Source organism: Alteromonas sp. IB21, from assembly GCF_016405965.1.
In the GTDB taxonomy this organism is placed as follows: Bacteria; Pseudomonadota; Gammaproteobacteria; order Enterobacterales; family Alteromonadaceae; genus Alteromonas.
The window spans coordinates 46443-61674 of the sequence record NZ_JAEFCD010000012.1; the positions used below are offsets into that span (position 1 = coordinate 46443).

Sequence of the window (15232 nt, forward strand, 5' to 3'; positions counted from 1 at the left end):
ATGCAATTAACTTTTTCGATTTATCGTTACAACCCAGAAGTAGATGCGAAGCCTCGCATGCAAGACTACACTCTAGAAGTAGAGGAAGGTCAAGACATGATGGTGCTAGACGCGCTACTTGCACTTAAAGAGCAGGATCCGACGCTTTCTTTCCGTCGTTCTTGCCGTGAAGGTGTATGTGGTTCAGACGGCGTGAACATGAACGGCAAAAATGGCCTGGCATGTATTACCCCGCTCTCTGCACTGGGCAAAGGCAAAATAGTTGTTCGTCCACTTCCAGGTCTGCCAGTAGTGCGCGACCTTGTTGTTGACATGACGCAGTTCTACACGCAGTACGAAAAGATCAAGCCGTTCTTGATTAACGACAGCAAGCAGCCGCCAGCGCGTGAGCACTTGCAGTCGCCAGAGGAGCGTGCAAAGCTCGACGGTCTTTACGAGTGTATTTTATGTGCTTGTTGTTCAACGTCTTGCCCATCATTCTGGTGGAACCCTGACAAGTTCATCGGCCCTGCTGGCTTACTTCACGCTTACCGCTTCCTAATCGATAGCCGTGATACTGCAACTGAAGAGCGTCTTAACGACCTTGATGATGCATTCAGCGTATTCCGCTGCCACGGTATCATGAACTGTGTAAGTGTATGTCCTAAGGGCTTGAACCCGACAAAAGCGATAGGCCAAATTAAGTCTATGCTTTTACAACGGGCTGTTTAGTACTATAGTCTGATAACTTTTTAAGTTATAGATGCGATAAGCTAAATAGCCATCCACTTAGGATGGCTATTTTTTTATATATTCTCCGTTATAACACTTGGTTATGCTGAGAATAACCTTATAATACATCTTGATTGTTAACTAGATTTTATAAAACGTAGCAAGGCAAATTAAATGCAAGAAAGCGTGATGAAAGCGTGGTGGGATTCCTCGCACATGGCAGGTGCCAACGCTGCCTATGTTGAAGAGTTGTATGAAACCTATTTAGAAGACCCGCAAAGTGTCTCTGAAAATTGGCGACAAATCTTCGATAACCTCCCCAAAGTCGATGGCGTAGAGTTAGAAACCAATCATACAACTATTAAGAATCAATTTAGGCAACTTGCTGCGTTAGGGCCAACCGCCCGCATGTCTAGTCCGTCTTCTCCTTCTGCTGCTGTCTCAGACGACAGGCAAGTTAAAGTCCTTCAGTTAATTAACGCGTTCCGCTTCCGCGGTCACCAACACGCAAACTTAGATCCATTAGGTCTTTGGCAACAAGAGCGTGTGCGCGACTTAGAACTTTCTCACCACAGCCTATCTGAGCAAGATTTCGATTCGGTTTTCAACGTGGGTTCTTATGCTATCGGCAAAGAGTCAATGCCACTTGGAGAACTGTTTAAATCTCTTAACAGAACTTATTGCGGGTCTATCGGTGCAGAGTACATGCACATTACCGACACTGAACAGAAGCGTTGGTTACAGCAAAAGATAGAATCTGTACAGGCCAAACCTGAAATTTCTCGTGATGAGAAGTTAGGTATTCTTAAAGGCCTTACTGCGGCCGACGGCATGGAAAAATACTTGGGTTCTAAATTCCCAGGTGCGAAGCGTTTCTCTCTAGAAGGCGGCGATGCGCTAATTCCTATGCTTAAAGGCTTGATCACAAAAGCGGGCACTGCGGGAACCAAAGAAGTGGTTATCGGCATGGCTCACCGTGGTCGATTGAACGTTTTGGTGAACGTACTGGGTAAAAACCCGTCAGTATTGTTTGACGAATTCTCTGGTAAACACGACGACTCGCTAGGTGCGGGTGATGTGAAATACCACGCTGGTTTCTCTTCAGACTTTGCAACGCCAGGTGGCAATGTTCACTTAGCGTTAGCGTTTAACCCGTCTCACCTTGAAATTGTTAACCCGGTAGTTATGGGGTCGGTACGCGCTCGTTTAGCACGTCGTAATAACGACACTAACACAGTGTTGCCAATAACTATCCACGGTGACTCTGCTATTGCTGGTCAGGGTGTAGTTCAAGAAACCTTTAATATGTCACAAACTCGCGGCTTTGCTGTGGGTGGTACTGTGCGCATCGTGGTAAACAACCAGGTTGGTTTCACCACGTCGAAAACGGAAGATACCCGTTCGACCCAATACTGTACTGACATAGCAAAAATGGTACAGGCGCCTATTTTCCACGTGAACTCGGACGATCCAGAAGCGGTTGCCTTTGTTACACAGCTAGCGCTTGAATACCGCAACAAGTTTAAGAAAGACGTAGTAATTGACCTAGTTTGTTACCGTCGTCACGGTCACAACGAAGCGGATGAGCCTAACGCGACGCAGCCGTTGATGTACCAAAAAATTAAAAAACATCCAGTTCCGCGCGTCATTTATGCCGACCAGCTAATTGCTGAAGGTGTGATTGAGCAGCGTGATGCAGATCGCTATCTTGAAGAGTATCGTGAAGCACTCGACCACGGCGCCTGTGTGGTAGAGGAATGGCGTCCAATGACCGAGCACAGCGTAGACTGGTCTCCGTACCTTGGTCACGACTGGGATACGCCTTACGATGGCGCACTTTCAGTTGAGAAGCTTAAAGAGCTAGGTGAGTCAATCACTACTATTCCTGAAGATCACAAACTTCAGTCTCGTGTAAATAAGCTGTACCAAGACCGTAAGGCGATGGTTGCTGGCGAGAAGAAGTTAGATTGGGGGATGGCTGAGAACTTAGCTTATGCCACTATCGTTGACGCCGGTGAAGATATCCGCATTACGGGTCAGGATTCTGGTCGTGGTACATTCTTCCATCGTCATGCTGTGCTTCATAACCAAAAAGATGCTTCAACTTATATGCCGCTGCAGCATATCCGTGAAGGCCAGGGTAAAATCGAAATCTACGATTCTGTACTTTCAGAAGAAGCTGTAATGGCCTTCGAATACGGTTATGCAACGGCTGAGCCTACGTGTTTGACCATTTGGGAAGCACAGTTTGGTGACTTCGCTAACGGTGCACAGGTAGTATTCGACCAGTTTTTAAGCTCAGGTGAAGCGAAGTGGGGGCGTCTGTGCGGTCTAACAGTATTGCTTCCGCATGGTTACGAAGGACAAGGTCCTGAGCATAGCTCTGCGCGTCTTGAGCGTTTCCTACAAATGTGTGCCGATCACAACTGGCAAGTGTGTGTGCCGTCTACACCGGCGCAGGTTTACAACATGCTTCGTCGTCAAGTGGTGCGCCCAATGCGTAAGCCACTCATCGTAATGTCACCTAAGTCACTGTTGCGTCATCCTCTAGCAGTATCTTCATTAGAAGAACTTGCGGAAGGAAAATTCCACAACGTAATCGGAGAAATTGATGATATTGACCCGAAAGGCGTTAAGCGCGTTGTTATGTGTTCTGGCAAGGTTTACTACGATTTACTAGACCAGCGCCGTAAAAATGAACAAACAGACGTTGCAATCATTCGCTTGGAGCAACTTTATCCATTCCCACAAGAAGAATGCGCTAAAGTTGTGGCACAATACAGCCACGTAAAAGATTGGGTTTGGTGTCAAGAAGAGCCTCAAAATCAAGGCGCTTGGTACTGTAGCCAACACCACTTCTGGCAAGCAATTCCAGATGGTGCGAAATTAACATATGCAGGCCGTGATGCATCCTCGTCACCTGCAGTAGGTTATGTATCCGTTCACAACCAGCAACAAAAAGCCCTGGTTGAAAACGCACTCACAATTAAATAAGGAACAGTAATGACAATTGAGATAAAAGTTCCGGTTCTACCTGAGTCAGTTGCCGATGCCACCATTGCAACCTGGCACGTAAAGGCCGGTGACGCAGTTAAACGAGACCAGAACCTGGTTGATATTGAAACTGATAAAGTAGTTTTAGAAGTTGTGGCGCCAGCGGACGGTACAATTGGTGAGATCCTAAACGAAGAGGGTGCAACTGTTTTAGGCGAGCAAGTTATTGCTAAACTAGAAAAGGGTGGTGCAACTGCATCGTCTGAAGCGAAAACAGAAAGCAAAAAAGAAGAAGATTCTAAATCAGATGCAGCGCCTGCGGCTTCTGGCAAAACCTCTAACGTTAAAGTTCCAGTACTTCCAGAGTCAGTGGCGGACGCGACAATTGCAACGTGGCACGTAGCGGTAGGTGAAGCCGTTTCTCGCGACCAAAACTTGGTTGATATTGAAACTGACAAAGTAGTACTTGAAGTTGTTGCTCCAGCTGACGGTTCATTAAGCGAAATCATTGCTGAAGAAGGCGCAACGGTTACTGCTGAAGAAGTAATTGCAAAATTTGTAGAAGGTGCTGCGAGCGGCGCGTCTGCTCCAGCGGCTTCAGAAGAGAGCGATGACAGCGACGACAGCAGCGATGCGCTTAGCCCATCTGTACGTCGTCTACTAGCTGAGAAAGGCGTAGACGCGGCAAAAGTGAAAGGCACAGGCAAAAATGGCCGCATCACCAAAGAAGATGTAGAGAAGCACCTTAAAGGTGGTGATAGTTCAGCGAAGGCAGCGCCTGCTCCTTCTGAATCTCTATCAGCTGATCTGCCAACGGGCAACCGCACAGAGAAGCGCGTTCCTATGACGCGTCTTCGTAAGACGATTGCTAATCGTCTTCTTGAAGCGAAAAACTCTACAGCAATGCTTACTACGTTTAACGAAGTGAACATGAAGCCAATCATGGACCTTCGCAAGCAGTATCAAGACAGCTTCGAAAAGCGTCACGGTATTCGCCTTGGTTTCATGTCTTTCTATGTGAAAGCGGTAACTGAAGCGCTTAAGCGTTTCCCTGAAGTTAATGCGTCTATCGACGGTGATGACATCGTTTATCACAACTACTTCGACGTATCGATTGCTGTTTCTACACCACGTGGCCTTGTGACTCCAGTACTTAAAGATACTGACACACTAGGCATGGCAGGTGTTGAAAAAGGAATTAAAGAACTAGCACTTAAAGGTCGTGACGGTAAGCTGTCATTGGCTGAACTACAAGGTGGTAACTTCACTATTACCAACGGTGGTGTGTTTGGTTCACTAATGTCTACACCAATCATTAACCCGCCACAGAGCGCAATTCTTGGTATGCACAAAATCCAAGATCGCCCAATGGCTGTTAATGGTAAAGTAGAAATTCTACCAATGATGTACCTAGCGCTTTCTTATGACCACCGTATTATCGATGGTAAAGAATCAGTAGGTTTCTTGGTAACCGTTAAAGAGATGCTTGAAGATCCAACACGTCTACTTCTAGACGTATAAGACTTTCGTCTCGCGGAATTGTGGTTAGGTGCCTAGCCTGTGTATGCTAGCTTTGCGCCTAACACAACGCTGATATTTTCCCTATAATATCAGTCAAACTAATCAAGTCGCATTTGCGGCTTTTGTCTTACTAAAAATCGGATAGAAACACCATGAATTTGCATGAATACCAAGGTAAGCAGCTATTCAAAGAATACGGCTTGCCTGTTTCTGAAGGATACGCAGCAGACACTGCTCAAGGTGCTGTAGAAGCGGCTGACCGCATCGGCGGTGAAGAGTGGGTAGTTAAGTGTCAGGTACACGCGGGCGGTCGCGGTAAAGCTGGCGGTGTAAAGCTAGTTAAAAACAAAGACGACATTCGCGCTTTCGCTGAAAACTGGCTAGGCAAAAATTTGGTGACTTTCCAGACTGACGAAAATGGTCAGCCTGTGAGCAAAATCCTAGTTGAATCTTGCACAGATATCGCAAACGAGCTTTACCTTGGTGCAGTAGTTGACCGTACAACCCGTCGCGTTGTATTCATGGCATCTACTGAAGGTGGCGTTGAGATTGAAACTGTTGCAGAAGAAACTCCAGAGAAAATCCTTAAAGCTGAGATTGACCCTATCGTAGGCCCTCAGCCTTATCAAGCACGCGAAATGGCGTTTGCTTTAGGTCTTTCTGGCGTTCAAATTAAGCAATTCACTCAAATCTTCCTTGGCCTAGCTAAGATGTTTGAAGAGCTTGACGTTGCCCTTATCGAAATTAACCCGCTAGTTATCAAAACTGACGGTAACCTACACTGCTTAGATGCAAAAGTGGGCATCGATGGTAACGCACTATATCGTCAGCCTAAGCTGAAAGATATGCAAGATCCTTCACAGGAAGATGCGCGTGAAGCTCACGCAGCTCAGTGGGAACTTAACTACGTAGCGCTAGACGGTAACGTAGGTTGTATGGTTAACGGTGCAGGCCTAGCAATGGGTACCATGGACATCGTAAACCTGCACGGCGGTAAGCCGGCTAACTTCCTAGATGTTGGTGGCGGCGCGACTAAAGAGCGTGTAGCTGAAGCATTCAAAATCATTCTTTCTGATGACAATGTTAAAGCGGTATTGGTTAACATCTTCGGTGGTATCGTACGCTGTGACATGATTGCAGAAGGTATTATCGGTGCGGTTAAAGAAGTTGGCGTAGAAGTACCTGTTGTTGTACGTCTTGAAGGCACCAATGCAGAGCTTGGCCGTGAAGTTCTAGCGAACTCTGGTCTAGATATCATTGCTGCTGAATCGCTAACTGATGCAGCGCAGAAAGTTGTTGCTGCAGCGGAGGGCAAATAATGTCTGTATTAATTAATAAAGATACTAAAGTAATTTGTCAGGGTTTCACTGGCGGTCAGGGTACATTCCACTCTGAGCAAGCAATTGCTTACGGTACGCAAATGGTTGGTGGTGTAACACCAGGCAAAGGCGGTACTGAGCACCTAGGTCTTCCAGTATTCAATACTGTACGTGAAGCAGTAAAAGCAACTGGTGCAACTGCAACAGTTATCTACGTACCAGCGCCTTTCTGTAAAGATTCAATCGTTGAAGCTGCAGACGCGGGCATTGAGCTTATCGTATGTATCACTGAAGGTATTCCAACGCTAGATATGCTTTACGTAAAAGAATACGTAAACGCAAAAGGCGTACGTATGATTGGTCCAAACTGCCCAGGTGTTATCACTCCTGGAGAGTGTAAGATTGGTATTATGCCTGGTCACATCCACAAGCCTGGTAAAGTTGGTATTGTTTCTCGCTCTGGTACACTTACGTACGAAGCGGTTAAACAAACTACTGACGAAGGTTTCGGCCAGTCTACCTGTGTTGGTATCGGTGGCGACCCAATTCCTGGTTCAAACTTCATCGACATCCTTCAGATGTTCCAAGATGACCCACAAACCGAAGCTATCGTAATGATCGGTGAGATCGGCGGTACTGCAGAAGAAGAAGCAGCTGCGTTCATCAAAGAGAACGTAACTAAGCCAGTTGTTTCTTACATTGCTGGTGTTACTGCTCCTCCGGGCAAGCGTATGGGTCACGCTGGTGCAATCATCGCAGGCGGTAAAGGTACTGCTGATGAGAAATTCAAAGCACTAGAAGACGCAGGCGTTAAAACTGTACGTTCACTTGCCGAAATCGGCAAGGCGCTTCGCGAAACTACAGGTTGGTAAGCTAACGCTTATTAATACGATTGAGAGCCCGCTTTAAGCGGGCTTTTTTCTATCTGTGTTAAAACGTACACCGTTTTAAATTGCTTACAAACGTATTCACCTTGTTAAGATTACGTATATAAGTACTCTCTTTTGAACAATCGAATAACACGAAGATATTTCTTATGAAAAAAACTGCGTTGGCCTGTTTCGCTTCCATATTGTCACATTCAGCTATGGCTGATGAATATCTGACTTTTTTTATGGCAGGGCAATCTAATATGGATGGCTATGGATACGTTTCAGAACTTCCAAACGACCTAGTAAAAGAACAAGACGTTATGATTTTTCATGGTAACGGCGTTTTTGATAATCAAGATAACGGCGGTGTGGGGAAGTGGGGCAAACTTAAACCCGGTCACGGAACAGGTTTTAAATCGGATGGCAGAAGCAATACGCTTTCAGAGAGATTTGGAGCAGAGTTAACCTTCGCCAAAACAATACAGCAGCAATATCCAAATAGAAAAATTGCCATTATAAAATATGCGGTTGGTGGAACTGGCCTTGCACTTAATACAGGTTACAGTAACTGGTACCCGAATTTTACTAAGGGTAACGGCTTCAATCAGTACGATTTTGCACTAGAGACAATTAACAACGCCTATGCGGTTAGTGATATCAATGGCGATGGCAAGTCAGACACGTTAAAACCGATGGGTATTATTTGGATGCAAGGTGAAGCCGATGCCCACGCAAGTGAAGCGTCGGCTAATGCCTATTTTGATAATTTAACTTCGTTGATGAACTTGTTCCGTGCTGCACTTAGGGTAGATGGTTGCCTGTAGTTATAGGCAAAATCACCGATTCCGAAATGGGGGAAGAAGATATTATGCCTTATATTGAACGAGTGCACCTTGCTCAGCAATTATTTGTCGAGTCAGACAACTGCGCTACCTATATGTCCAATTCTGATTCCTATACCTACGGTGATGATCCTTGGCACTATACGAGTAAGAGTTTTATACAAATGGGGAAAGACTTTGCTCTCTCGTATAAACAGATTGCACAGACCTGCAGGACTTTTAAACGTTTGTAATTATTCGACATCCGAATTTCGCTAATTATATGGGGCTTCACACTTCGTAAATATTTGTTTTTCGAAAACCTATTTCCCTCACGAAGTTTTCTTTAATAGCTTAGTGTGTGCCATTAGTTTATTGAAAATAGCCCCTAACACTGCCATCACAAATTCTTGCTAATGCGTTTACATGGTAATGATTTCGTATTCGCACAAACGTAACAATGATTTATTTTTCGAACCTACTTCCCCGGAAAAGCTAACAACTCAGTCTGAGTGTGATGTGAAATTATATTTCATAAAAATTTTACATATTCACGATTTTATTGGTTTTATGTAGTAATCATACATAACTTTTCGCTCTCTACTTGTTAATACTGTGTTGCATAAATTTTATTGAATACGTATGCAGGCAATTGTGCAAGACGTGTGTCCTCTATAGGATTAGCCCACATGATGTATTGTCATTTTCTTGTCATAAGAATAACAAAAAGACAACAACTATAACCGTATGGGACACCCGTTTTATGAAACAATTTAAACCCAACCTAATTAAAGCTGCACTTATTTCTGGCGGAATGGCGTTTGGTAGTGCGCCGGCACTTGCGCAAGAAGCAAACACCGATGCTGTTGATGAAGCTGAACTTGAAGTTATTCAAGTAAGCGGTATTCGCGGCAGCCTTCAACGTGCTCAGGCAATTAAAATGGATAACACATCAATTGTTGAAGCGTTATCTGCTGAAGACATCGGCAAGCTTCCAGACACAAGTATTGCTGAGTCAATCGCCCGTCTTCCAGGTTTAGCTGGTGAACGCCGTAACGGTCGTACTAGCGGTATTTCTGTTCGTGGTTTCAACGAAAACTATGTGGGTACTACGCTAAACGGTCGCGAGCTATTAGGTATGGGCGATAACCGTGGTGTCGAGTTTGACCTTTACCCTACGGAAATTGTTTCAAACATCTTAGTTTATAAAACTCCTGAAGCTGGCCTAATGACCCAGGGTATCGGTGGTACTGTTGATATTCAAACCGTTAGCCCACTTAGTGCGCAAAAAACGGTAACAATCAACGGCACGTATGAGGCAAACCAAGAGGAAGCGGGTAACCCTGATTTTGATAATGAAGGTCATCGCCTGTCTTTTAACTACGTAGATCAATTCGCTGACGACAAGCTTGGTGTGGCGTTAGTTATTGCCGATATGGAATCACCACGTCAAGAGCAGTACTTCCGTGGATGGGGATATGCAAATGCTAACCCAGCGAACGCTGCCGAAGGGGTTGAAGTACCTGAAGGAACAGTGATTCTTGGTGGTCACGACTCATTCACACGTTCAGCAATGCTAGAGCGTACATCAGTTGCCGGTGTAATTGAATACGCGCCTACTGATAATCTGAAAGTTCAGTTTGATGCGCTTTACATCGATTACGAAGAAAATGACGCCCGTCGTGGTGTTGAAGAAGGTGGTGCAGAGTGGGGAACCGGTGCTTACACTATTACAGGTGTTGAAGACGGTCTTGTAACGTCTGGCTACTACGATGGTTTCTTATCTGTAATTCGTAACGATTCTCGTCAACAACAAGCTGAACTGACTACTTTCGGCCTCAATGTTGAATATACTATCAACGATAATTGGACAGCAACGTTAGACGTATCAATGGGTGAAGTGGATAAAACTATCACTGACATCGAGAGTTACTCAGGTGTGGGCCGAGCCGGTATCGACGGTCGTCCGCTTACGCCACGTGCATGGACTATGACATCTACAGGTGCGGTTTACAGCGATCATCCTACTCTTGATAGTGTTGATCTGGCAGACCCGAATGCTATCTTCCTTGCTGGTCCGCAGGCGTGGGGGGGCTCGCTAGGCCCTGTAGAACGCTTCCAAGGCGTAGAAGGCTTTGGACCAAATACAGCGCAGGACGGTTTCGTCAACGAGCCGATTTTTGAAGAGACACTTGATGCTGTTCGCCTTGACCTAGAAGGTTTTGTTGAGTGGGGCGTCTTCACTAAGTTGACTGCAGGTGTTAACTACCAAGAACGTGAAAAAACTAAAGATAACAATGGTGCTTATCTGACGTCGCCAGCATGGCCAAGTCAAGAACTGGTACCAAACCCAATCGGTACAGCAGACCTGAGCCACATCGGAATTGACGGTGTCGTAGCTTACGATGGCCTTGGTTTGTACAGAAGCGGCTACTACATCGAGACAGAAGCAGAACTATTTGAAAATGGTCGCTTTGGTGACTCTTACACTATCTCAGAAGATATCCTAACCGCATATGCAAAATTAGACATTGAAACTGAAATAGGTGATGTACTGGTATTCGGTAATCTTGGGCTACAGGTTGTTAATGTTGACCAAGCAGGTACTGGTTTTAACACGACTACCGGTCCAACAGGATTTACTGCCGTTACTCCAGTATCGGATGGCGACTCTTACACTGACGTATTGCCAACATTGAACCTGAGCTTCGAAATCGCTGAGAACCAGTTTATTCGTACCGCTTTAGGTAAAGTGATTAGCCGTCCTCGTATGGATGACATGCGCCCTAATAACACAGTAAGCTTTACCTTTAACGACCAGCAAATCATTTCAACAAATGTTGCTAATGGCCCTTGGTCAGCGAGTGCGGGTAATGCGCGCCTAAGACCGCTTGAAGCGAATCAGTTTGATATTGCTTACGAAAATTACTTCGCAGACTCAGGTTACTTTGCCGCTAGTTTCTTCTATAAAGACCTGACTAACTGGCACGTAGCTGGACAAACTGTTGGCGATTTTAGTGAGTCTTACATTGAAGGTTTCCACGAAACGTCTGGTGAAACTGACATCAATAACGATGGTGTACTTGATGAAAACGATATCGTACCACCAGGTACATTTAACGGAATTGTGAGCTTCCGCGAAGATGGACTTGAAGGGTTTGTACGTGGCTGGGAGCTTCAAGGTAGTCTACCGTTTGACATGTTCCACGATTCACTAGAAGGGTTTGGCGTGTTTGCAAGTGCAACGTTCCTTGATGGTGAGTTAGAAAATGGTGAAGCGGTACCAGGTTTATCTGAAGAGACTTACTCACTAACCGCTTTCTATGAAAGCAATGGTTTTGAAATTCGTGTATCTGGAACTAAACGTGATGCGTTTGCTACAGAAACTCGTGCTATCAGCCTTTCTCTAGCACCTATCGAAGATAACGGTGTTAAACAGATAGATGCACAGATTGGCTATGATTTCAGTGAGTCTGGAATTGAGTATCTTGAAGGGCTTCGTGTTACGCTTCAAGGTCAAAACCTGACTGACGAGCCTACTGTTCGTGTTAACCCAGGTGACAGTCGTCAAATTACTGAGTACCAAAGCTACGGACGTAACTTCCTTCTTGGTTTCAACTACACGTTCTAAATAGCTATCCGCCGCTTGTTGTAAACAAGCGGCACATAAAGAATGTTGTAAATGAGACGCTAGTCAATATTATGAAATTTCAAAGCCCCAAAACGGTAATATGTGTTGGGGCTTTTTGTTGTATAGCAATACAGGTCGTGTTATCAAAGTGTGGTAGGTCAGCGGTGTAGAGTGATGGCAGAAAATATGTACGATAAAGCTGTAAAAAAGGTAGTAGTGGTTGGCGGTGGAACTGCAGGATGGATCTCTGCAGCAGTGATCAAGCGTTTAATTGGTACTGACTTAACGGTTACTTTGGTTGAATCTGAAGACATTGGAACAGTCGGAGTAGGCGAGGCGACAATACCTCCTATTATTACGCTGAATAATGTTCTCGGGATAGATGAAAAAGAATTCTTACGAGAAACCAATGCCACAATGAAGCTTGCCATCAAGTTTGAGAATTGGCGGGTTAAAGGCGAGAACTATTTTCATACCTTCGGCGCACCTGGAAAAAGTTACGCTTTCTGTCATTTTCATCATTATTTTAAACGCGCTCAAGAGTTAGGGTTGTCTGACTCAATTTGGGAATACGATTTAAACTACCTTGCTTGTAAAGCTGGTAAGTTTGCCCATATAAAATCTCCCGACCCAATAATCGAAATGCCTTATGCTTACCATTTCGATGCGTCGCTTTATGCGCGCTTTTTACGCAAAAAGTGTGAAGCAATGGGAGTAACTCGTAAAGAGGGCATTATTCATGACGTCAAGCAAGATAGTGAGAGCGGCTTCATCACAGGGGTAACGTTGAAAGACGGTGAACATATTGAAGGCGATTTATTTATAGACTGTTCAGGCTTTAAAGGCCTTCTTACCCAGCAAACGTTGAACACAGGCTATGAGGATTGGTCTCACTGGTTACCTTGCGATCGCGCTGTTGCTATGCCTTCAGAGCGACTAGAAAAAACCTTACCTTACACTCGCTCCATAGCACATTCTGCCGGCTGGCAATGGCGTATTCCACTTCAACACCGTAACGGCAATGGCCTTGTGTATAGCAGTAACTATTATACTGACGAGCAAGCACTGGATATATTGTCGAATAACCTAGACACCGAGCCTCTGGCCGATCCTAATTTTATTCGTTTTAAGACTGGAAGAAGACGCAAGCAGTGGAATAAGAACGTGATCGCCGTTGGGCTTTCAAGCGGTTTTCTTGAACCCCTTGAGTCAACCAGTATTCACCTTATTCAATCTGCCGTGGTTAGGCTTATCCATTTGTTCCCACACGAAGGGTTCAAGCAACGTCAAATTGACGAGTATAATAAGCAATCAAAGACCGAGTACGAACAAATACGTGACTTCATTATTCTGCATTATCACGTGAATGAGAGAACTGACTCGCACTTCTGGAAAGACTTACGAGAAATGGATGTACCCGATAGCTTAACGCATAAAATCGAGCTATTCAGAGAGTCTGGTAATTTATTCAGAGAACAAAATGACTTGTTCCTTGAAAGTTCTTGGCTACAAGTACTGATGGGGCAAGGTATAGCACAAGGTGATTACCATCCTCTGGCAAACGCATTGTCTGAGCAAAAACTGCAAGAGTTGATGCAAAATATCAAACGTATTAAGAATGAGCCGATTGGAAAAATTGCTACTCATGATGACTTCTTGAAGCAGTTTTGTGGTTAGCCGTTTAACATGAATGAACCAATGAACATTGTTATTGCTGGAGGCGGAACTGCCGGCTGGATGGCGGCTAATTATTTTGCGCATAAATGGCCCTCGGACAAGGTTAAAGTAACTCTTGTTGAGTCTCCCGATATAGGAATTATCGGTGTAGGCGAGGGTTCTACACCGACATTAAAACGCTTCTTTGAAGAGCTAAAAATTAAAGAAAGTGATTGGATGCCTAAGTGTAATGCAACCTACAAAGTAAGCATTCAGTTTAATGACTGGAGCCCTAGTTCCGGTGTTAAACAGTATCGCCATCCCTTTATCTCTCAAACAGATACGTTTACTCAGCGTGCTTTTGAAGTGAACTGCCGTACCCGAAGGTTGGGGCTAGATACTCACGTTACACCTGAAGACTTTTTATTAAATGGCGTGTTGGCAAAGCAGAACAAGGCGCCAATTACACCTGATAACTTTCCATTCAGAATGGAATACGGTTACCATTTTGACAGCGCATTGCTAGGTAACTATCTGCGTGATGTTGCGGTTGAAAAAGGCGTTACTCATATTAGTGCGGTAATCAGTGACGTGGCTCTTCATCTTAGCGGAGACATAAGTCACCTTGTAACAGAAAAGGGTAACATTGAGGGAGATTTCTTCGTCGATTGCACCGGATTTTCTTCCCATCTATTGCAGCAAACCCTAGGCGTTAAGTTCAATTCTTACTCCGATAACTTGTTTAATGACTCTGCGGTAGTATTACCTACACACGCTTACGAAACCATTCCGGTAGAGACGCAATCCACAGCACTTTCCAACGGTTGGTGCTGGACAATACCGTTACAAAACCGCACAGGTAATGGTTACGTTTATAGTGCTGCTTATTTATCGAAGGATAAGGCCGAAGAGGAGTTACGACGACATTTAGGTCTAGAAAACAGTGAAGTAGAAGCCAGGCACCTTAAGATGAAAGTGGGGCAAGTTGAGCAGCATTGGCAGAAAAACTGTTTGGCTTTAGGGCTATCCCAAGGGTTCATAGAACCGCTAGAAGCAACGGCACTTCACCTAGTCCAAATTTGTATTGAGTACTTCACGGACATGTTTGAAAAAGGTAATTTCTCGAACAACGAGAGAGCCACGTATAATGCGTTCGCCAAAGCGCGTTTTGACAGGGTGAGAGACTACATTGTCGCGCATTATAAACTTAATACCCGTGATGATAGTGATTATTGGCGAGCGAACAGAAATAACATGGTGCTGTCAGATTCACTTAAGTCAGTTATCAACACATGGTTTCAACGTGAAGAACTTGCCAATGAGATTAAGCGACAAAATATAGGAATGCACTGGGACTCGGTGTCATGGCATTGTTTATTTGCGGGTTATGGTGCCTTTCCCCCGCTGGCACAAAATCAGCCCGGTCGAGGCGACTTATACATAGAGCAAGACATCGAACGTTTTGTACAAGGTTGCGCCTTGAATTTTAAACAACATAATTTCGTGCTTCAAACGCAACAAAATTAAACGTGACAACCTTGAAAGCCAGGGATAGTTTTCAAGGTTGGTATTATTCCTCATATGTGACCACACTAAGCTTTCCAATCTCCCCATGCAAATTCGATAAAAAACAATAACTTTTATTTATTGTTTGAAAAATGTGTATCAATTGTAAATGAATACGTATGCATAGCATTGCTCCCTTTT

The 15232-nt window shown here is 44.6% G+C and carries 10 protein-coding genes; all 10 read left to right on the forward strand.

Going from position 1 to position 15232, the window contains the following annotated elements; genetic code table 11:
• The 10 genes from JC525_RS10060 (at position 1) to JC525_RS10105 (ending at position 15052) form a co-directional block, all read left to right on the forward strand.
• Positions 1-711, forward strand: coding sequence for a succinate dehydrogenase iron-sulfur subunit (locus tag JC525_RS10060; RefSeq protein ID WP_012518362.1), 711 nt, complete (start codon positions 1-3; stop codon positions 709-711).
• A 174-nt stretch (positions 712-885) separates the two neighbouring features.
• Positions 886-3705 carry a 2-oxoglutarate dehydrogenase E1 component gene (gene sucA / locus JC525_RS10065; protein WP_198815715.1) on the forward strand — a complete coding sequence of 940 codons (2820 nt, stop codon included), beginning with the start codon at positions 886-888 and terminating at the stop codon, positions 3703-3705.
• A gap of 9 nt (positions 3706-3714) precedes the next feature.
• Positions 3715-5226 carry a 2-oxoglutarate dehydrogenase complex dihydrolipoyllysine-residue succinyltransferase gene (odhB, locus tag JC525_RS10070; RefSeq protein ID WP_198815716.1) on the forward strand — a complete coding sequence of 504 codons (1512 nt, stop codon included), beginning with the start codon at positions 3715-3717 and terminating at the stop codon, positions 5224-5226.
• Between the two features lie 152 nt (positions 5227-5378).
• On the forward strand, positions 5379-6545 hold the full coding sequence (gene sucC, locus JC525_RS10075) for an ADP-forming succinate--CoA ligase subunit beta (protein ID WP_012518365.1): 1167 nt from the start codon (positions 5379-5381) through the stop codon (positions 6543-6545).
• On the forward strand, positions 6545-7417 hold the full coding sequence (sucD, locus tag JC525_RS10080) for a succinate--CoA ligase subunit alpha (protein WP_198815717.1): 873 nt from the start codon (positions 6545-6547) through the stop codon (positions 7415-7417). Before sucC ends, sucD begins: the two co-directional genes overlap by 1 nt.
• Positions 7418-7581: 164 nt before the next feature.
• Complete coding sequence (locus JC525_RS10085) at positions 7582-8241, forward strand: sialate O-acetylesterase (protein ID WP_198815718.1); 660 nt, start codon at positions 7582-7584, stop codon at positions 8239-8241.
• The gene (locus JC525_RS10090) at positions 8232-8492 is read left to right on the forward strand and encodes a hypothetical protein (RefSeq protein ID WP_198815719.1); all 261 of its coding nucleotides are present in this window, start codon (positions 8232-8234) and stop codon (positions 8490-8492) included. Before JC525_RS10085 ends, JC525_RS10090 begins: the two co-directional genes overlap by 10 nt.
• A 509-nt stretch (positions 8493-9001) precedes the next feature.
• Positions 9002-11869 carry a TonB-dependent receptor gene (locus JC525_RS10095; RefSeq protein ID WP_198815720.1) on the forward strand — a complete coding sequence of 956 codons (2868 nt, stop codon included), beginning with the start codon at positions 9002-9004 and terminating at the stop codon, positions 11867-11869.
• Positions 11870-12055: 186 nt separating this feature from the next.
• Complete coding sequence (locus tag JC525_RS10100; RefSeq protein WP_198815721.1) at positions 12056-13546, forward strand: tryptophan halogenase family protein; 1491 nt, start codon at positions 12056-12058, stop codon at positions 13544-13546.
• 9 nt (positions 13547-13555) lie between these two features.
• Complete coding sequence (locus tag JC525_RS10105) at positions 13556-15052, forward strand: tryptophan halogenase family protein (RefSeq protein WP_198815722.1); 1497 nt, start codon at positions 13556-13558, stop codon at positions 15050-15052.
• The last annotated feature ends 180 nt before the right edge of the window (positions 15053-15232 follow it).

Excerpts from the sequence above, each read along its gene's own strand:
- JC525_RS10100 (WP_198815721.1), top strand. The coding sequence starts at position 12,056 with ATGTACGATAAAGCTGTAAAAAAGGTAGTAGTGGTTGGCGGTGGAACT.
- JC525_RS10105 (WP_198815722.1), top strand. The coding sequence starts at position 13,556 with ATGAATGAACCAATGAACATTGTTATTGCTGGAGGCGGAACTGCCGGC.
- sucC (WP_012518365.1), top strand. The coding sequence starts at position 5,379 with ATGAATTTGCATGAATACCAAGGTAAGCAGCTATTCAAAGAATACGGC.
- JC525_RS10095 (WP_198815720.1), top strand. The coding sequence starts at position 9,002 with ATGAAACAATTTAAACCCAACCTAATTAAAGCTGCACTTATTTCTGGC.
- sucD (WP_198815717.1), top strand. The coding sequence starts at position 6,545 with ATGTCTGTATTAATTAATAAAGATACTAAAGTAATTTGTCAGGGTTTC.
- JC525_RS10085 (WP_198815718.1), top strand. The coding sequence starts at position 7,582 with ATGAAAAAAACTGCGTTGGCCTGTTTCGCTTCCATATTGTCACATTCA.
- odhB (WP_198815716.1), top strand. The coding sequence starts at position 3,715 with ATGACAATTGAGATAAAAGTTCCGGTTCTACCTGAGTCAGTTGCCGAT.
- JC525_RS10060 (WP_012518362.1), top strand. The coding sequence starts at position 1 with ATGCAATTAACTTTTTCGATTTATCGTTACAACCCAGAAGTAGATGCG.
- sucA (WP_198815715.1), top strand. The coding sequence starts at position 886 with ATGCAAGAAAGCGTGATGAAAGCGTGGTGGGATTCCTCGCACATGGCA.